Below are 18,550 nucleotides of genomic sequence, written 5' to 3'. Positions count from 1 at the left end.
CTGGATGAGGAGCGCCATAAGGTCGGGCTGCTGGAACAGGAACTCGCCACGGCCCGTCAGACAATCGATGCGCTCAAGACAGGCGCAAATCTGGCCGCCGCGGAGCAAGCCAAGGCGGTGAAGGACCGACAACAGGCCGACGCCGTTTCAAACCAGGCTCGCAAAGCGCTCGAACTGGAACGTCAACGAGCAGGTTCGGCCATGCGTGACCTCGACATTGCCCGCAAGCAAAGCGACGCCTTGAAGCAGAGCTCGATGGATTTGAGCGCCGCGCTGGACCAGGAGCGTGAAAGGGCCAACGGCCTGGCCCGCAGCCTCAGCGCCGCGCGCGAGGAAATCGACAGCGCCAAAATCGACAGTATCAGGGAGAAACGTCGGACCGCGGCCGTTGCGCGCGCGCCCAAGGCAGGTGTTTCCAAGAGCGCGCTCGCGAGTTCGCTGCCGCGTCCGGTCGCAGCCCATAAACCGGGCTTGCCGAAAAAACCGAAGGTGAAGGGTCCAAGGTCAGCACAAGCTGTCCTGCTGGCAACGATGGCTCTTCCCCCCGCATTGCTGCCAACCCGCCCACTCTCGCAGTGAAAGACAGGTGAGCGAAATGCACGCCGCAGGGAGGATGACAGTGAAAAAATATGTCGCGGCCGCGTTGACGATCGGCATCGCGATCGGGCCTGCCTCGGCCCTCGATGCCGGTTTAGGCGGTAAGGTCGGCGGTCTCGGGCTCGGTGCCGGAGTGAGCGCCGGTTCGCAAGGCGCGTCCGTAGGGGTGGGCGCGAGCGTCGGTGGTGTCGGCGGAGCAAATGTCGGCGCTTCGGTCGGCGCAGGCGGCGGATCAGTCAGCGCAGGCGTCAGTGCCGGCGGTAATGTCGGCTCCGCAGGTGTCAGTGCCGGCGGCAGCGTTGGCTCCGCAGGCGGAGGCCTTTCGACAGGTGTCGGCCTGGGCGCCAATCCGTCCGCCCGAAACGGATCGGCGGCCGCTTCCGGTGGTTCGGCCGCCGCGACAGCCAGCGGTTCTGCCGCGACAGGCACCGGTTCCGCCGCGACGGCCGCTGCCAAGACGGCCACTGCCAAGACCGCCACTGCCAAGACCGCCACTGCCAAGACCGTCATTGCCAAGACCGCCGGGCCATCGATCGCCCTGCCGCCCGTCCTCAGGCCTTCCAAAGCCGGTCAGGGCGACCTCGCCAGAGGATATCCCTCTACACCCCTGGAAGCACTGAAAGCGAAACCCGGCACGCCAGTCGCGGTCGTGCAAGCCTGCCGCGCGGCGATCCTGTCCGCCGCCAAGCCGCTTGGCGCCGTGCGGGTCCGCGCGGTGAGCGCAGGTGCCTTGCGTGGACGCGGGAGTGCACTGACGGCGCCGATCCAGGTGCGAATAGATTATGCAGGACGCCGTGGCATCGAAGTCCGGCAAGCGCAAGTCGGTTGCCGCCTCGATGCGGCGGGCAGGGTCATAGCGGTAATATAGAACCGATCTGCAACAGGGCACGCGCGGCTGCGCCGGCGTCGCCCGAGTTGAGCCGGCATAGGCGGCCCTTCACCCCTTCCGCTTCTCCGCCTCAGCCTTCCGCAGCAGGAACCGCTGGATCTTGCCGCTCGGCGTCTTCGGCAATTCGGCGACGAAATCGATCTCGCGCGGATAGGCGTGGGCCGAGAGCCGCTTGCGGACGTGTTGCGCCAGTTCCTCGGCCAACTCAGGGCTGGCCTTGTAGGCGGGCGCCAGGATGACGAAGGCCTTGACGATCTCGGTGCGCTGCGGGTCGGGCACGCCGACCACCGCCGCCTCGTTGACCGCCGGATGTTCGATGAGCGCGCTTTCGACATCGAACGGGCCGATGCGGTAGCCCGACGAGGTGATGACATCGTCGGCGCGGCCGATGAAGGACACCGAGCCGTTCGGCTCATATTCCACCGTGTCGCCGGTGCGGTGGTAGCCGCCCGCGATCGCCGGCGTCTCGGCCTGGTGGTAGCCGCCGAACCAGCGTAGCGGCGAGTTGGCAATGTCGACGGCGAGGATGCCGGGCTGGTTGGGGCCGAGCTCGTTGCCTTCGTCGTCCAGCACCACCATGCGATAGCCCGGCATGGCAAAGCCGGCCGAGCCCGCGCGCACGAAATGCGAAAGCCCATGGTGGTTGTTGACCATCATGCCGTTTTCGGTCTGGCCGTAATGGTCGTGGATGGGCGCGGCGAGATGGGCGTCGAACCAGCGGATCACTTCCGGGTTCAGCGGCTCGCCGGCGCTGCTCACCACGCGCAGCCGGCCCTTGATGCGGGCGGCGGCTTCAGGCCCTTCGGCGAGCAGCAGACGGAAGGCGGTGGGCGAGCCGGCAAGGCTGGTGACGCCGAGCCGCTCGATGATTTCATAGGTGCTTTTGGCGGTGAAGGCGCCCTCGTTGAAGGTGGTGGCGATGCCGAGCAGCAAGGGCCCGGTGATGGCGTAATAGAGGCCGTAGGCCCAGCCGGGATCGGCGATGTTCCAGAAGACGTCATCGGGGCGCAGTCCGATGGCGTCGCGCATATAGGCGCCGAAGGCCAGCAGCGCGCTAAGCGGCACCGGCACGCCCTTGGGCAGGCCCGTCGTGCCCGAGGTCGACATCATCATGAACAGGTCGTCGCCCTTGCGCATGACGGGTTCGCTATCGGGGGAGGCGGAGGCAAGCGCGGCGCGGAAGTCGATGTCGCCTTGGGGCAAGGCATCGCCGGGACCAAGAATGGTGGCGATCGGCGGGCAGTTCTCGATCTCGTCGAGCTTGCCGCGATTGGCCGGATTGGTCACCACCAGCTTGGCGCCGCTGTAGCCGAGGCGGTGCTCGATCGCCTTCGGGCCGAAGGCGGTGAACAATGGCTGGTAGACGGCGCCGATGCGCCAGGTGCCGAGGATGAGCGCTACGAGTTCGGGAATGCGCGGCAGCATGCCGGCGACGACATCGCCGGGGCCGACGCCTGCATCCTTGAGCAGGTTGGCGACGCGGCCCGACATGTCCGCGAGGTCGTCGAAGCTGAACAGCCGGAGTTCGCCGCCGGCCGAGATTGCCCGCAGCGCCAGCCGGTTCTCACCGGTATGGCGGCCGCAGCATTCGACATAGGCGTTGATGCCGGTCGCCGGGTCGCCGTCAAACCTGGCGATTTCATCCTCGATGCGAAAGGCCGCAACGGCGTCCTCGTAGCGTGGCAAGCCGGTCATCTCAGTCCTCCCTGGCGGCGCCCCATCTCCCATGGCGCGCCTTCATCCGTCAGATTGCCTGAAATCGTGGTGACGGTCGATTGCGACGAAGGTGGACCGTGGGGCGACAGGCATTGGCCTCGTTTGCACCGGCCTGTATCATAGCCAGGTGAATGCAGGAGAGGAGGGTCGGACGTGCGGCCGGATCGGAACCTCTGCCACTGGCGAATCTGGGTCTGCATCGCCGTAGTGGCGCTTTGGCCGCGTGCCGCGTCGGCCGAAACCATTACGCCGGAGCGCATCGCTGATGCCCTGTCGAAGCTCGAAGCGCTCGCCCAAGGCGCCGTCGCGGACGGTGGGGTGCCCGGTCTCGCCATCGGCGTGGTGCACGACGACGAAATGATCTTCCTGAAGGGTTTCGGCCATCGCGAGGCCGGCAAGCCTGAGGCGGTCGACGCCGATACTGTGTTCCAGATCGCCTCGCTCTCCAAGCCGGTCTCCGCCACCGTCGTGGCGGCGCTCGTCAGCGACGGGATCGTGTCCTGGGATTCGAAGATCGCCGACCTCGATCCGGCCTTCCGGCTGGCCGATCCCTATCCGACCAGCCAACTCACCGTCCGCGACCTGTTTTCGCACCGCAGCGGACTGCCCGGCACCGCCGGAGACGACCTCGAGGACATAGGCTACGACCGCGCCGAGATCCTGCGTCGCCTGCGGTTGGTGCCGCCATCGTCGAGCTTCCGCGCCGGCTACTCCTACAGCAATTTCGGATTGACCGAGGGCGCCGTCGCGGCCGTCCTGCCGACAGGCAAGTCCTGGGAGGAGGTCGCCGAGCAGAAGCTCTACCGTCCGCTTGGCATGGCCTCGACCAGTTCCCGTCATTCGGACTTCGTCAAGCACGCCGATCGTGCCGCGCTGCACATCAAGGTCGATGGCGCCTGGGCCGCAAAGATAGAGCGCAATCCCGATGCGCAGGCGCCCGCTGGCGGCGTCAGCTCCACCGCGCGCGATCTTTCACAATGGGTGCGCCTTGTCCTCGGCAACGGGGTCTATGCCGGCAAGACGCTGATAGCAGCCGATGCGCTGGACCAGACGCATGTGCCGCTGATGGCGCGGGGCAAGAACCCTGTCTCCGGCGGGGTGTCCTTCTATGGCCTCGGCTGGAATGTCGAATTCGGCCGGCATGGCCTGAGCTGGGGCCATGCCGGTGCCTTCAGCGTCGGCGCACGAACGCTGGTGACGATCTTCCCGCGGGAGAAGCTTGGCATCGTCATCATCGCCAACGCCTTCCCGACCGGCGTGCCGGAAGGGCTGTCCGACAGTTTCGCGGACCTCGTCTTCGATGGTTCGGTGCAGAAGGACTGGGTCAAGGCATGGGACGGCTTCTATGCCGGAATGTTCGGCCCGGCGGTCGCGGCGGCCAAGGCCACCTATGCCGCGCCGCCATCTCCGGCAAGGCCGGCCAGGCCGGCAAATGCCTATGCCGGCCGCTACGCCAACGACTTCTTCGGCGATGCTGTCGTGGCGAGTGCCGGAGATGGCCTTGTGCTCAAGGTCGGCCCGGCCGGCGCCCGGTCCTATTCCCTGGCGCATTACGACGGCGATCTTTTCCTGACCTTCCCCGATGCCGAGACACCGGACAGGCCAACCGGCGTGAGCTTCGTCGTCGGCCCCGACGGCAAGGCGTCAGCCATGACCATAGGCTTCCTCGACGACAATCATCTGGGTACGTTGCGGCGCGTGGGCGACTAAGGGCGGACGGGGGAAACGAGATCGACGAGCGGCTCCGGACAAGGTTGCGAAAACCGATATCTCCGAACCTGATACGCCGACCGGCAGACATAACTCGTAATGTTGATTCCGAGCGCCGGCCGGAGATGTTCGTCTCTCTATTCCAGATACGGTGTCAGCACATCTTCGATCCATTTCATGAATGCGCGGACCCGGCGCGACAGATTGCTCCGATGTGCCACGACGAGGGACACGGCGAGCGCCCGGCGACGAAAATCGGGTAGGATCTCCACAAGCGTGCCACTCTCCAAGTATCGACCAATCCCCAAGAGCGGCGCTTGTATCAGGCCAAGGCCGGCGAGGGCGGCGGCTTCGTAGGTCTGCGCGCTGTTGACGTGTAGCGCACCTGGCAACTGAAGCGTCGCGTAGCTGTCGCCGTCCGGATATTCCCATCCATGGGGCCTTGCGCCCAGCATCGTCGAAAAATGAATTGTCCGATGTTCCTGACGCTGGAGATCCTCTAGCGATCGAGGGACGCCAAAGCGCGCGAGATAGGCGGGACTGGCAGCGTTGACCATACGCAACAGGCCCAGTGGGCGGGCAATCAGCGTCTCGTCCCTTATGGGGCCAAGCCGCAATACGCAGTCGAACCCCTCTTGAACCAGATCCACCTGTCGATCCGTGCTCGACACCTCCAGCTCCAACTCGGGATGTGTCGCCATGAAATCCGGCAAGGCCGGCACGATCGTTGTGCGCGCCACCTCGGTCGGAAGATCGACCCGCAAACGCCCACGAAGTGCCACGCGATCGCCTGCGAACATCGAGTGCAGGTCATCCACTTCAGCAAGCAGATCGCGGGCACGGGCATGAAATGCGCGTCCGTCCTCCGTCAATTGCACACTGCGCGTCGTCCGGTGCAGGAGCCTGACACCGATATCTTCCTCCAGCTTTCGGACCGCCGTTGAGGCCCTCCCTTTTTGGATGCCCAGGCTATCCGCCGCGCGGGTGAAGCTCCCCATTTCCGCTACCGTTATGAAAATGAGGATGGGTTCGAGATTCTGCATTTTCGTGCCTCGGAATTGTTCCCCAAAAAGAGAACAGTTGGTTCGTTTCCTCGGTGTTTATCACGCCTAGGAGGCACAGTAAGCTTCGAACATGAGATCCCCCATCGCAGAATGACAAATGTCCGAAACCATGAACCTGCATCAGAGACCTGAAACTATGACCTTGCATCGCGCCCTGTGGGCGGGCCGGATCATGAGCGCGTTTGTCGTTGTCGCTCTGGCGGCAGATGGCACCATTCAGCTTTTCGCGCCGGCACTGATCGCAAGCGTGTTGCAGGAAACCGGCTTCGCGATGGATCTGACCCGTGTCGTGGGTCCGATCATACTCGCCTGCGCCATCCTTTACGCCATCCCGGCTACCACCGTGCTCGGCGCGATCCTGGTGACGGGCTTCTTGGGAGGTGCCATCTGCGCCCATGTCCGCATCGGTGAGTTGGGGTCGGCGCCGGAAATAATCTCCCTACTTCTGGGCGCGATGACATGGGGCGGCCTCTACGCGCGCGATCCCCGTATCCGCGCCGTTCTGCCGCTCATCCGTTGAACCAATAGGGGCAGTCTCCTCTGTCCCCAAGATCAGGAGAAAACACATGTTTTTAGTGACGGGAATCACCGGAAATGTTGGCGGTGCCACCGCAACGCATTTGCTGGCGCAAGGCAAGAAGCTACGCGCGCTGGTCCGCGACCGCGCGAAGGCGGCAAGGTGGGTGGACCAGGGTGTCGAACTGATCGACGGCGACTGGAACGATGCGACCGCCATCGAGCGGGCGCTCGAGGGCGTCGACGGCGCGTTTATCATGCTGCCGGCCGTCTGGGCTCCCTCGCCGGATTTCAGGGAAGCCAAGGGCGTCATCGCGAACTATGTCGAGGCGCTCACCAAGGCGCCGCCGCCGCGGATGGTCGCACTCTCGTCGATGGGCGCGAACAGGACCAGCGGGCTGGGGATGATCACGGCCCTGTCGCTTCTGGAGCAGGGCTTTCGCGACCTGACACTGCCGATCGCATATGTACGGGCCGGCGGGTTTTTCGAAAACTTCCTCTACGGCTTGCACGTCGCCCAGGGCGGCACGCTGCCCGTCTACTACAACCCGACAAATCGGAAATCGACCATGGTCGCGACCAACGACATCGGCGCTGAGGTTGCAAGGCTTCTGAGCGGGCCGGCGTGGTCGGGGCATCGGGTCATCGAACTCGGTTCGATGGTGAGCGCGGATGAGGTCGCCGCGCAATTGGGTGAAGTCATGAAGCTCGACGTCAAAGCATTTGCCGTCCCGCGGGCAGAGTGGCCAGCAGCATTCGAGCAGTTCGGCATTCCGAAGGGCCAGACAGGACCGGCCGAAACGATGTTTGAGGCCGTCAACTCGGGATGGATGGCCCTCGGGGGCAAGGGTACGGAGCACGTAGCGGGTACGACGTCCGCACGCGATGTATTCGAGGCTGCCCGGAACGCTGCCAAGGCGTAAGTCCTGGACGAATCAAGCATGAGACGGGTACTCCCCGCTTCGCGTCGGAAGCGGGGGGAAGCGCTCAACGGTTAAGGCAACGCGAGGTGCTTCCATTCCCGCCTGCCGACCACAATGCGCCGCATTTTCGCGGGCCTCAAGAATGCCTGGCGACAGTGGTTTCTCTCGTCCGCATCGGACAATCGATATAGTCGGGATGCCTAAACGTCCACTTCTGACCATTCGCAGCGTAAAGCTGCCCGACCGGCTTCGCTCTGCTTCTCTCAGGATATGCATCCGGCTCGAGATTTTTCCCCTAGGTATCGACGGCGCACGGGGCTAGCATAGGGATCACTGGGGGGTGTGCGATGACAGATGTCTCGATACGCCGGGCGGACTTCATGATGGTGCTGGCCTATGCCTCGGACCTCGCCACTGGCCATTCTCGCGACTTCGCGCTGAAATCCTGCGTGCTTGCAATGCGGATCGCCGAGCTTGCTGGTGTTTCCGTTGAGGTTCGGCGCAACGCCTACCATCAGTCGATGCTGCGCTATGTCGGCTGCAATGCCGACACGGACCTTCTGTCGGCCACGTTCGGCGACGAGATCGCCCTGCGCCAGGATCTTGTCGGTCTCGACATGGGCGATCGAGCGGAACTGGGCAGGGTCTTCGTGCAGGCCTTCAAGCGATTCTACTACGATCTCGAGCCTGACGCGCAGGCCAGGGCGATCGAGGCCGCGATGTCGCAGGCGCTCGCGGTGGCCCGCCCGGTGCTCACCGCGCATTGCGAGGTCGCGCAGCGGATCGGCGAGCGGCTCGGCCTGTCCGACGAGATCCGGCGCAATCTCGGGCAGATCTACGAACGCTGGGACGGCAAGGGCCTGCCGCGCGGGCTGAGCGGCGAGGATGTGCTGCCCGCCGTGCGCCTGATCACATTGGCGCAGGATGCGATTGCGCTCAGCGATGCCGTTGGCATCGACGGGATGGCCGAAACCGTCGCCAGCCGCGGCGACGGTCCATACGAAGCGGATCTGGCCCGGCTGGTCTCGGCCAACGCGGCGGTCCTGATGGAAGGCATCGGCGCGACGGTCGACCGCGAGACCATCCTGGCGCTCGAGCCGGATCCGCCGGTGACGCTGGACGAGGGGGCTTGCGATGAGGCGTTCCTGGCCATAGCCGACATGATCGACATGCGCATGCCGTTTACGCAGGGCCATTCGAGGATGGTGTCGGAACTGGCCACGGGTGCGGGCAAGCGGATCGGGCTGCCCGACCCTGATGTTCGCGCGCTGCGCTGGTCGGGCTGCATCCACGACATTGGCGAACTGGTGGTGCCGGTGGCGACCTGGATGCGCAACGGTCCGCTGTCGGTGCGCGAACGCGACGCGGCACAGCTGCACGCCTATTACGGCGAGCGGGCTTTGGCCTCGTTCGGTCGCGAGGGCGAGGCGATGGCCGCCCTTGTGCTTCGCCATCACGAGCGCCTGGATGGCTCGGGCTATCACCGCAAGGTCGGCGGCTCGGACCTGTCCCCGGCGGCAAGGATCCTGGCCGCTGCCGAAGCCTTCCAGACGTCGCGAGAGGAACGTCCGCACCGCAAGGCGCTGTCCAGCGAGGCGGCGGCCGCCCAGCTGCGCGCCGCCGTGCGTGACGGCTGTATCTGCCCCGACGCCGCGGAGGCCGTATTGTCCTTCGCCGGGCAGCCATCGCGGCGGGCCGTGCCGCGAGCCCTGGCCGGAATGACGCCGCGAGAGGTCGAAGTGCTGCGCCTGATCGCCGCCGGACCTACGGCGAAGGAAGTGGCCCGAAAGCTCGATATCTCGCCCAAGACCGCGGACCACCATATCCAGAGCGTCTATGCCAAGATCGGCGTGACCACTCGTGCCGCGGCCGCGCTCTACGCGGTCGAGCACGGCCTTGTCCGACCAGGCGAAACGCCGGCATAGGGAATCCACCCCATGCGCGCCCGCTCCAGGGCGCGCATCGTGATCCTGTCGACAGGCCAATGATGGCCGCGACCGACAGGAGGAAATCAGATGCTTCTCGCAACGACCAAAGTGGCTGATATCGACCACTTCATCCGTATCTTTTCGACCAAGGGCGCCGACAAGCGCCGGCTGCACGGCTCGAACGGCGCGACCGTCTTCCGCGACCCCAGCGAGCCCGACCGCGTCTGGGCGATCTTCGACTGGGACGCCGAGGGCTGGAAGAATTTCGTGTCCGATCCGGAGGTGCCAGCGATCCTGCAGGAAGCCGGCCATGTCGGCAAGCCGCAGGCGGCACTGCTGCTCGGCCGCTACGAGGCCTGATGTCCCGCGCTGAGCGCCGCCTGCCGCCCGGCGGCGGCGCGCCCCCGACGAACCCCCAGATTTGGAGAAATCAAATGGATCCGAAACCCGTCAAGATCGGCCTTATCGCCGAACTCACCGGCCCATTGTCTTTCATGGGCGTCGCAAATGCGAACCTCACCACCATGCTCGTCGACGATATCAACGCCAAAGGCGGCTTGCTCGGCCGGCCGGTGGAACTCGTCATCGAGGATGGCGAGACCACAGACAGCGTTGCCAAGGCAAAGGCGGCGAAACTCGTCGATGTCGACAAGGTCGACGTGGTCGTCGGCGGCATCTACAGTTCGACCCGCCTGGCCATCAAGAGCGAGGCGGTCACCCGGGGCAGGACGCTCTACATCTACACCGAGCAGTATGAGGGACAGGAAAACGATCCCCTGATCTTCTGCACCGGGCCCGTGCCCGCCCAGCAGGTCGAGCCGCTGATACCATGGCTCATGAACAGCACCGGCGCGAAGCGGTTCTATTTGCCGTCGGCCGATTACATCTGGCCGCATCTGCTGAACAAGGCGGCGAGCCGGGCAGTGCGCGCCAATGGCGGCGAGATCGTCGGCGAGGAGTATTTTCCGCTGGACACCGTCGATTTCCGGCGGACGGTGCAGCAGATCATGGCGGGCGGCACCGACGTGGTTTTCAACACCATCGTCCCGCCAGGCCTGACGCCGTTCCTCGAAGAGTTGCACAAGGCCGGTTTCGGCAAACGCGGCGGCAAGATCGTCTGCACCTACTTCGACGAGAACTTCTTCAATCTGGTGCCGTCCGATCAGATCGAGGGCCTCTACAGCTGCCTCGACTACTACCAGGAACTCGACGAACCGTACGGTCGCGCGCTGTGGCGCCGCTACGGTGAACGGTTCCCTGGTGGGGCTACCCTGACCGCGGGCAGCGGATGCACCGGGCACTACCGGGCGATCAAGATGTGGGAAGCGGCGGTGAACGAAGCGGGCAGTGCCGAGCGGGACGCCGTCATCCGGGCGCTCGATCACGCCCGCATCGCCGAGGGACCGGGTGGACCGGCCGAAATGGTTCCCGGCCAGCACCATGTTCGCATGAACATGTACATCGCGCAGGCGCAGGGCGGTCGGTTCCGGGTTGTGAAGAACTTGGGTTCGATTGATCCCAACGAGCGTGCGCTCAGCGACGAACTGGCGTAACTGGCGGCGTCGGAAACGGACAGTCCGCATCCGACGCCAACCCGGTCTTTGAAAATGATTGGCTTTGTCACAGAGCAGCGGGCCTTGCCTATCGCCCCCAACTCAAGACCCCTGGCCGAACCGGAGCAGTGTGAAGCAATCGCCGCTGCCCGACTTCGCCTGCGACAACACTGGTTTCGACCGATCGAGCCATTCCTGGTGCGACCTGGCATCGGCCTCGATCGCGTTGACCGGGGCCGCGCCGACGAAGCCGCGCCCTTGGCTGAACGGCCAGCAGGCGCGGGCCAGATGCTGCCTGGAGCGCTGGCGCAGCAGATCGGCATCGTAGAAGATGTCGAGCACCTCCCGCTTGACGCGGCTCTCCTTTTCCGGGTCGGCGACCGCTGCCTCCGCCGCATCGCCGCCGATCGTGTCCCGCAGGTCCTTGTAGTCGAGGGCGAGCTGGGTGGTGGCGTATTTGATCTCGCTCTCGTCGCGCACGATGTCGAACCACAGCCTGGAATCGAGTTCGTTGACGACGAAAGAGGATTCGAAATCGCGCGACAGGTTCAGCACCTCGAAGTCCGCGAGATCGACGTCGCGCTCGACCAGCAGGATCCTGGCCGCCTGTTTGCCGAGCTCCGTCCCGTGGAGGCTGACGGCGGTGTTCTTGCCGCCGAGCTGGGGGCTGAGATAGGGCCCGCCTTCATCCAGCAACTCGTCGAATTCTTCCAGCGACTGCATCACTGGCGCGCCGCGGGCAATGCGCGCGGCGAGTTTGGCGAGAACCTGCTGCAGCTCCGTCTCGCGTCGGCGCTGGTCCTGATAGTTCTGCTGGAAGAAGAAGATGAACAGCGACACGCCGATGCCGATCAGGATCACGCCCAGCTGTGAAAAGATGTTGCGATAATATTCGAGCAGCTTTTCGCGATGGCGCACGTCGTTGCGCACGCTGTGGGCGACGCCAAGATTGACGATCAGCGACAGGATGAGCAGCCCGGCGCCGACCAGGATGAGGCCGCCGATGAGGAGGTAGCCATGGCCCGTGCTGAAATCCATCCGCTTTCCCCAAGACCCCGCGCAGAATACTGCTATTTTGCTTCAATACCTACGGTTTCGTCGGCGATGGGCCCGATGGCGGCGAGATACCCATGATGGGCACGGACCGATGGCCGCATCCTACAGGTTGGCCTCGGCGAAGATGCGCGCGGCCCAGTCGAGGAAGACGCGCAGGCGCGGCGAGAGCTGGCGGTTCTGCGGGTAGAGCGCCGACAGCGGCGTCGGCGAGGGCGGGCAGTCGGCCAGCACTTCGACCAGCGTGCCCTGAGCAAGGTCCTTCTCGAAGCGATAGCGCGGCGCCTGGATGAGGCCGAGGCCGAGCCGCGCCAGATCGGCGGCGGTGTCGGAATTGTTGGCGGCGACGCGGCCCGGCAGCCTGATCTCGCGGGTCTTGCCGTTGACGGTGAATTCGAAGGGCAGCACCTCGCCGGTGCGCGACGAGACGAAGCCCACAGCCTGATGGCCGTCGAGCGCGTCGGGGGAGGCGGGCACGCCGTGACGTTCGAGGTAGGCTGGGCTGGCGCACGTCATCTCGCGGATCATCCCCAGCCGGCGCATGATCATGCCGCTGTCGGGCGGCTCGCCGACGCGGATGACGCAATCGACGCCCTCGCGCACGAGATCGACCAGCCGGTCGCTCTGGCCGATCTGCAGGTCGATCCTGATATAGCGCGCAAGAAACTCCGGCAGGCGCGGCAGCAGGAAGGTGCGGGTGAGCAGCGTGCTGGCGTCGATGCGCAGCAGGCCGAAGGGCTCGGCCTTGCGGAAGGCGGCTTCCGCGTCCTCGATCTCGGCCAGGATCGACAGACAGCGCCGGTAGTAGGCCTCGCCGTCCTGCGTGGCGTTCACCTGCCGCGTCGTCCGCTCCAGCAGACGTGCGCCGAGATGTTGCTCGAGCCGGCGGATCGCTTCCGTCGCGGTTGAGCGCGGCAGGCCGAGATCGGCGGCGGCAGCGGTGAAACTGCGCCGCTCAAGCACGCGAACGAAGAGCCGCATCGTGTCCAGGCGATCCATGGTCTTTGTTCGCAGTTTCCGAATAGTGATGTCAAGTGACGGCTGATTATCCCGGAAGATGGCTGCGTCTATATCCGTGTCACCAGCAATACGGAGAGACTTCCATGACAAACCAGCAGACAAATACGGGCGACCCAATCAGAACCGCGATCGTGACCGGCGCCTCCAAGGGCATCGGTGCGGCGATCGCGCAGCGGCTCGCCCGCGACGGCTTCGCCGTCGTCGTCAATTATGCACGGGGCCGCGCCGAGGCCGAAGCGGTCGTCGGCGCGATCGAAGCCGAAGGCGGCAAGGCGATCGCCGTACAGGCCGACATCGCCGATCCCACGGGCATCGCCACCCTTTTCGATGCCGGTGAAAAGGCGTTCGGCGGCGTCGACATGCTGGTCAACAATGCCGGCATCATCAAGCTGTCGCCGATCGCGCAGACCGACGATGCGTCCTTCGACGCACAGATCGCGGTCAATCTCGGCGGTGTGTTCCGGGGCATGCGCGAGGGCGCGAAACGCCTTCGCGAGGGCGGCCGCATCGTCAATTTCTCCAGCAGCGTCGTCGGCTTCCTGCAGCCGGGCTACGGCGTCTACGCCGCCACCAAGGCGGCCGTCGAGGCGATGACGCATATCCTGGCCAAGGAACTTGGCGGACGCCGCGTCACGGTCAACGCCGTGGCGCCCGGCCCGGTCGAGACCGCGCTGTTCATGGACGGCAAGAGCGCGGCGCAGATCGAGGCTACGGCCAAGATGATCCCGCTCGGCCGGCTCGGCCAGCCCGACGACATTGCCGGCGTGGTCTCGTTCCTGGCCGGACCTGACAGTGGCTGGGTCAACGGACAAATCATCCGTGCCAATGGCGGCGCGATCTGAGGAGGCTGACATGCAACAGACAATCCTGATCACCGGCGCCTCCAGCGGCTTTGGCGCCATGACGGCGCGGGCGCTCGCAAGGACCGGCCACACGGTCTATGCCTCGATGCGCGATCCCGCGGCGCGTGGCGGCGCCGCGGCAGCCGAAATGGACGCGCTTGCGCGTGACGAGGGTGTGGCGCTCAAGCCCATCGCGCTCGACGTTACCTCCGATGCCTCTGCCGAAGCGGCGATCCGGCGGATTCTCAGCGAGGCCGGCCGGCTCGACGTGCTGATCCACAATGCCGGGCATATGGGTTTCGGGCCGGCCGAGGCGTTTTCACCCGAACAATTGGCGCAGCTCTATGACGTCAACGTCGTCGGCACGCAGCGCGTCAACCGCGCGGCCCTGCCGCATATGCGGTCCCTCGGCCGGGCGCAGATGATCTGGGTCGGTTCGAGCAGCACGCGCGGTGGCACGCCGCCTTTCCTCGCGCCTTATTTCGCCGCCAAGGCCGGCATGGACGCGCTGGCGCAGAGCTATGCGCTGGAACTCGCCCGCTTCGGCATCGAAACGACCATCGTCGTGCCGGGCGCCTTCACCAGGGGCACCGAGCATTTCCATCACGCGGCGGCGCCCGGCGATGCCGAGCGTGCCGGCGCCTACTGGTCCGGGCCCTATGCCGGTGCCGACCAGCAGGCGCTGAAGGGGCTTGCATCCCTTGAGCCGGCGGATGCCGATCCGGCCGAGGTTGCCGAGGCAATCGTCGGTCTCATCGCCATGCCGCATGGCAGCCGCCCGCTGCGCATTCATATCGATCCCTCCGACGATGGCGCGGCCATCGTCAACGGCGTTGCCGACCGCCTGCGCGCGCAACTGCTGGAACGGATCGGCCTTGTCGACCTGCTCCATCCCAAAGCCTGAAAACCCAACCCCAACAGAAAGGAAACGATCATGCCATTCGCCAACATCAAGCTGCCGCAGGCCGCACTCTCCAAGGCGCAGAAGGAAGATCTCATCCATCGGACCACAGCCATGTTCGTCGACTTTTTCGGCGAAGGCGTGCGGCCCACCACGATGGTGCTGGTCGAGGAGGTCGCCGACGGCGGCTATGGCCGGGCCGACGAGGTGTTCGTCATACCGGAAGCCTATCGCGCGAAGGAGTAGCGCAGGTCTTGAAAGGTTTGCGCCAGCAACCCCACCCCGCTGCGAAGCAGCGGGGTGGGGGTCAGCGCGGCACTGCTCAATCCCTCCGAGACATCCCGACCCAGTCGGCCGCCACCTCGGCGAACAGCCAGTCGCGGAACGCCCTGATCTTCTTCTGGCGCAGCGCGCCTTCGGGATAGACGAGGTAGTAGCTGGCCGCCGATTTCAGCGCGAGGTCGAAGGGCCGCACCAGCCGCCCCGTCGCGAGGTCGGCCGAGACCAGCGCGCTGCGGCCGAGCAGCACGCCTTCACCATGCACGGCGGCCTCGACGGCGAAGGTGGCGGAATCGAAGCGCACGCCGCGCTTGGGGTCGATGCCATCGACACCGGCCTGTTGCAGCCATGTCGCCCAGTCGATGCGAAAGGCGTCATGGATCAATTTGTGGTGCCTGAGGTCCCCGGGCCGGCGCAGCGGATGTTCGCCTTGCAGCAGTTCCGGGCTGCAGACCGGGAAGACCTCCTCGTCGGCGAGAAATTCCGCCGTCACGCCGGTGTAGCCCCCCTTGCCGTAGCGGATGGCGATGTCGATGCCGTCGCTGACGAAATCGGCCAGCACGCCCGAGGTCGCCAGCCGCACGTCGATATCGGCATTGGCGCGGTGGAAGCGATGCAGCCTCGGCACCAGCCAGCGGCCGGCGAAGCCGTCCGACGTCGAGACGCTCAGGATGCGCGTCGAGCGGTCGGGCGTGGCGGCGATGGTGGCGACGGCGATCTGGTCGAGCGCCTTGCCGACCTCGACCGCATAGGCCGCGCCCACGGCGGTCAGGCGCACGGATCGCGTTCCCCGATCGAACAGCTGGATGCCCAGCCTGTCCTCGATGTTGCGGATGGCGCGGCTGACCGCGCCATGGGTGAGGTTGAGCTCGTCGGCCGCCCTGGAGAAACTCAGATGCCGGGCGGCGGCGTCGAAGGCGGGCAGGGCGGTGAGGGGCGGCAATCTTCGCGGCATGATCTCGACCTGTGAGCGGTAATCACAAATCCTGCACAAAGAGTCGTTTGTCGTCCAGCCCGGAAATGCCCAATATCAGGGCGTACCGCGCATCGATCTCGACCTTTCCGGTTCTCAGATGCGTTGAACGACCAACGATATGTGTGAGCGATCGTCATGCTTGCCCGATGGGCGGCACCGGCACGTTCGCGCCATGACGACCATATAGGAGACAGACAATGAGAATGACCCTTGGACCCATCGGCGCCGCGATGAGCGGCCTTGCCACGCGCAGCACGGCGGCATTCGAGTGCCGCCGCGTGCTGCGCCGGATTTCCCGGTTTTCCGACCGCCGCCTGCAGGACATCGGCCTGGAGCGCGACTGGGACGGTTCGATCTTGCACCATGGGAGGGGGAAATGACCAGCACCCTGATCATCGGCGCGACGGGGCTTCTGGGCAGCGAAATGGCCAAGGCCAGCGCGCGCAATGGCGACAGCCTGCATGTCCTGGTTCGGGCAGCCATTTCAGGCAATGAAAAGCGGATGCGGCCGCTCAGGGAGTTGGGCGCCACGGTGCATGTCGGCGATCTCGACGATTATGACAGCCTTGTGCGCGCCGTCGGCAAGGTCGACCGCGTCATCAGTTCGGTGCATGTCGGTTCGGCCAGCGAGATGACGCTTGTGCGCGCCGTCAGGGATGTCGGCGTCTCCCGCTTCGTGCCCTCCGCCGGCTTCGGCCTCGACTTTGCCGCCGCCGCCCCCGGCACGATCGCACCGCTCGACATCAAGAGGGCCGTGTTCGACGCGGTCAGGGAGGCGGATCTGCCCTATACGGTGATCTACACCAACGGCTTCTTCTCCACCTGGGTGGCGACGCTGGGCGACCTGACGCGCTTCGGTTCGGCCGTGCTGCCGCCGGACGAGGTGACGCTCTATGGCGACGGCGCTGTCCCGGCGACCTTCGTCAGCGAGAAGGACATCGCCGCCGTCACCATGCGCGCGCTGGAGGATCCCAATGCCGTCCGCCGCGAGATCCGCATCGCGCGGAACGTGATCACGCAGGGGGCGATGATCGATCTGTGGCGTCGGGTCAGCGGCCGCTCGCCGCGCGTCGTGAAGATGAGCGCGGAGGAGCTGGAGGCGTTGATCGCGGCAGTCCCCGGCCTCGGTCTGCTGCGGGCGTTCTGGATCCGTGGCGAGACCGCGCTGGAAACGGACACGCCGGAGGCGGGTACGCTTTACCCGCAGCTGAGGTTCGAGAGCATTGAGAGTGCTTTTGTGGCGATGGCGGCGAGGGGTGGAATGGCTGGGTGATCAGCTTGTGTGTCACGAACCTGTCCGCTGGAGGGCAGGGCGGTTCCTCACCCTCCCCCTTGGGGAGGTCGCTGCGACGCAGCGGGGTGGGGGTCTGCGCGGCGCTGCAGCACCTAGGTTCCCCATGCCGCGAGACAATCTGCGACAAGCGCGGTTGTTGACGGAAGCCTACTTACGGCCGATAGGTCCGCGCGACCACTCCGAGACCTGCAATGACCGACCTTGAAGATGCAACCCGCGCCCCCGACTGGCAGGACGATGTCCGCCAGGGCGTGCGCCATGCGCGCGACCTTGATCGCCTGCCGCTGTCGCCGGCCGAGCGTGCTGCTGCACAGGAGGCCGCCAGCCGCCACAAGGTGCGCGCGCCAAAAGCCTATCTCGACCTGATCGACTGGAATGACCCGGCCGATCCGATCCGCGCGCAGGTCATCCCGTCGCCGGAAGAACTGGAGGAGGTGGAGGGCGAGCTTGGCGATCCGATCGCCGACCATGAGTTCAGCCCGGTGCCGCGATTGACGCACCGCCATGCCGACCGGGTGCTGTTGCTGCCGACCTATCAATGCGCGGTCTATTGCCGGTTCTGCTTCCGCAAGGAATCGCTCACCTCGATCGGCCGCGGCTATACGCGCGAGGCGCTGGAGCCGGCGTTGGCCTATATCGCGGATCATCCCGAAATCCGCGAGGTCATCCTGACCGGCGGCGACCCGCTGTCGCTGCCCGACAAGGCCCTGGCCGAAATCTTCGCGCGCATCGAGGCCATCCCGCATCTGCGGCTCCTGCGCATCCACACGCGCGTGCCGGTGGCGCTGCCGTCGCGCATCACATCAGGGCTGGTCGCTGCGCTGCAGGGCCGGCTGATGGTCACCGTCGTCACCCATTTCAACCACGCGCGGGAGATCACGCCCGCGACCGAGGTGGCCTGCCGCACCATGCGGCGGGCGGGCTTCGTGCTGCTCAACCAGAGCGTTCTGCTCAAGGGCGTCAACGACAGTGTCGAAGTGCTGGAGGATCTCTGCCGCGAGCTGATGTACCGGCTGGGGGTAAAACCCTATTACCTGCACCATGGCGACCTGGCGCGCGGCATGGCGCACCGGCGCACGACGATCGCGCAGGGCCAGGCGTTGGTGGAAGCGCTGCGGGCGCGCCTGTCGGGCATCTGCAATCCCGTCTATGTGCTCGATCTGCCGGAAGGCGGCGGCAAGGTGCCGCTCGGGCCATGTCCTATCGAGGGCCGTGACGGGGACACCTGGCGGATACGCGGTCAGGACGGCGCGGTGAGGACCTATCGGGAGATTGTCGGCGAATAGAGC

General features: G+C 65.6%; 18 protein-coding genes and 1 pseudogene. 14 read left to right on the top strand and 5 right to left on the bottom strand.

Translation table 11 applies throughout. The features are described from left to right. Both FJ546_RS31380 and FJ546_RS28700 read left to right on the top strand, forming a co-directional pair. Positions 1 to 579: pseudogene (locus FJ546_RS31380) on the top strand (hypothetical protein); the annotation flags it as partial. 40 nt (positions 580 to 619) lie between these two features. Further along, positions 620 to 1,465: a hypothetical protein gene (locus tag FJ546_RS28700; RefSeq protein WP_246687005.1), complete on the top strand. Its 846-nt coding sequence runs from the start codon at positions 620 to 622 to the stop codon at positions 1,463 to 1,465. Positions 1,466 to 1,534: 69 nt separating this feature from the next. On the opposite strand, the gene FJ546_RS28695 is transcribed toward FJ546_RS28700, so the two are convergent. Beyond that, positions 1,535 to 3,181: an acyl-CoA synthetase gene (locus FJ546_RS28695; RefSeq protein ID WP_140892463.1), complete on the bottom strand. Its 1,647-nt coding sequence runs from the start codon at positions 3,179 to 3,181 to the stop codon at positions 1,535 to 1,537. 174 nt (positions 3,182 to 3,355) lie between these two features. On the opposite strand from FJ546_RS28695, the gene FJ546_RS28690 reads away from it, so the two are divergent. Beyond that, positions 3,356 to 4,912, top strand: coding sequence for a serine hydrolase (locus tag FJ546_RS28690; RefSeq protein ID WP_140892461.1), 1,557 nt, complete (start codon positions 3,356 to 3,358; stop codon positions 4,910 to 4,912). A gap of 137 nt (positions 4,913 to 5,049) precedes the next feature. On the opposite strand, the gene FJ546_RS28685 is transcribed toward FJ546_RS28690, so the two are convergent. Next, positions 5,050 to 5,955 carry a LysR family transcriptional regulator gene (locus tag FJ546_RS28685; RefSeq protein WP_140892459.1) on the bottom strand — a complete coding sequence of 302 codons (906 nt, stop codon included), beginning with the start codon at positions 5,953 to 5,955 and terminating at the stop codon, positions 5,050 to 5,052. Positions 5,956 to 6,073: 118 nt separating this feature from the next. Between FJ546_RS28685 and FJ546_RS28680 the strand changes: the two genes are divergently transcribed. The 5 genes from FJ546_RS28680 (at position 6,074) to FJ546_RS28660 (ending at position 10,896) form a co-directional block, all read left to right on the top strand. Continuing rightward, entirely contained in the window at positions 6,074 to 6,496 is a 423-nt protein-coding gene (locus FJ546_RS28680; RefSeq protein ID WP_140892458.1) for a DoxX family protein, read from the top strand. Positions 6,497 to 6,542: 46 nt separating this feature from the next. After that, positions 6,543 to 7,415, top strand: coding sequence for an NmrA family NAD(P)-binding protein (locus FJ546_RS28675; RefSeq protein WP_140892456.1), 873 nt, complete (start codon positions 6,543 to 6,545; stop codon positions 7,413 to 7,415). A gap of 347 nt (positions 7,416 to 7,762) precedes the next feature. After that, the gene (locus FJ546_RS28670; RefSeq protein WP_140892455.1) at positions 7,763 to 9,340 is read left to right on the top strand and encodes an HD domain-containing phosphohydrolase; all 1,578 of its coding nucleotides are present in this window, start codon (positions 7,763 to 7,765) and stop codon (positions 9,338 to 9,340) included. Between the two features lie 90 nt (positions 9,341 to 9,430). Continuing rightward, complete coding sequence (locus FJ546_RS28665; RefSeq protein WP_140892453.1) at positions 9,431 to 9,703, top strand: hypothetical protein; 273 nt, start codon at positions 9,431 to 9,433, stop codon at positions 9,701 to 9,703. A 74-nt stretch (positions 9,704 to 9,777) separates the two neighbouring features. Then, positions 9,778 to 10,896, top strand: a complete 1,119-nt coding sequence (locus FJ546_RS28660; protein ID WP_140892452.1) for a substrate-binding protein — start codon at positions 9,778 to 9,780, stop codon at positions 10,894 to 10,896. 102 nt (positions 10,897 to 10,998) lie between these two features. Here FJ546_RS28660 and FJ546_RS28655 read toward each other — a convergent pair whose 3' ends face one another. Both FJ546_RS28655 and FJ546_RS28650 read right to left on the bottom strand, forming a co-directional pair. Then, positions 10,999 to 11,934, bottom strand: coding sequence for a hypothetical protein (locus FJ546_RS28655; protein WP_140892450.1), 936 nt, complete (start codon positions 11,932 to 11,934; stop codon positions 10,999 to 11,001). 120 nt (positions 11,935 to 12,054) lie between these two features. Continuing rightward, a complete protein-coding gene (locus tag FJ546_RS28650; RefSeq protein ID WP_140892448.1) occupies positions 12,055 to 12,948 on the bottom strand; it encodes a LysR family transcriptional regulator in 894 nt (297 codons plus the stop codon). A 104-nt stretch (positions 12,949 to 13,052) separates the two neighbouring features. On the opposite strand from FJ546_RS28650, the gene FJ546_RS28645 reads away from it, so the two are divergent. From FJ546_RS28645 to FJ546_RS28635, 3 genes are read left to right on the top strand one after another with little or no spacing between them, the layout of a single operon-like run. After that, positions 13,053 to 13,811: an SDR family oxidoreductase gene (locus FJ546_RS28645; RefSeq protein WP_140892447.1), complete on the top strand. Its 759-nt coding sequence runs from the start codon at positions 13,053 to 13,055 to the stop codon at positions 13,809 to 13,811. Between the two features lie 10 nt (positions 13,812 to 13,821). Then, entirely contained in the window at positions 13,822 to 14,715 is an 894-nt protein-coding gene (locus FJ546_RS28640; RefSeq protein WP_140892445.1) for an SDR family oxidoreductase, read from the top strand. Positions 14,716 to 14,745: 30 nt separating this feature from the next. After that, positions 14,746 to 14,958: a 4-oxalocrotonate tautomerase family protein gene (locus FJ546_RS28635; protein ID WP_010910572.1), complete on the top strand. Its 213-nt coding sequence runs from the start codon at positions 14,746 to 14,748 to the stop codon at positions 14,956 to 14,958. 76 nt (positions 14,959 to 15,034) lie between these two features. On the opposite strand, the gene FJ546_RS28630 is transcribed toward FJ546_RS28635, so the two are convergent. Beyond that, on the bottom strand, positions 15,035 to 15,946 hold the full coding sequence (locus FJ546_RS28630) for a transcriptional regulator GcvA (protein WP_140892444.1): 912 nt from the start codon (positions 15,944 to 15,946) through the stop codon (positions 15,035 to 15,037). A gap of 218 nt (positions 15,947 to 16,164) precedes the next feature. On the opposite strand from FJ546_RS28630, the gene FJ546_RS28625 reads away from it, so the two are divergent. The 3 genes from FJ546_RS28625 (at position 16,165) to FJ546_RS28615 (ending at position 18,547) form a co-directional block, all read left to right on the top strand. Then, entirely contained in the window at positions 16,165 to 16,347 is a 183-nt protein-coding gene (locus tag FJ546_RS28625; protein WP_140892442.1) for a DUF1127 domain-containing protein, read from the top strand. Next, positions 16,344 to 17,240 (top strand): NmrA family NAD(P)-binding protein, encoded by an 897-nt coding sequence (locus FJ546_RS28620; protein ID WP_140892441.1) that lies wholly within the window; start codon positions 16,344 to 16,346, stop codon positions 17,238 to 17,240. The genes FJ546_RS28625 and FJ546_RS28620 overlap by 4 nt, the downstream gene beginning before the upstream one ends. Positions 17,241 to 17,452: 212 nt before the next feature. Beyond that, positions 17,453 to 18,547: a KamA family radical SAM protein gene (locus tag FJ546_RS28615; protein WP_140892439.1), complete on the top strand. Its 1,095-nt coding sequence runs from the start codon at positions 17,453 to 17,455 to the stop codon at positions 18,545 to 18,547. Positions 18,548 to 18,550: the final 3 nt, after the last annotated feature.

Source organism: Mesorhizobium sp. B2-4-19 (assembly GCF_006441315.1).
Classification (GTDB): Bacteria; Pseudomonadota; Alphaproteobacteria; order Rhizobiales; family Rhizobiaceae; genus Mesorhizobium.
Note: the sequence above shows the minus strand (reverse complement) of the source record. Positions and strands in the feature narration are given on the sequence as shown.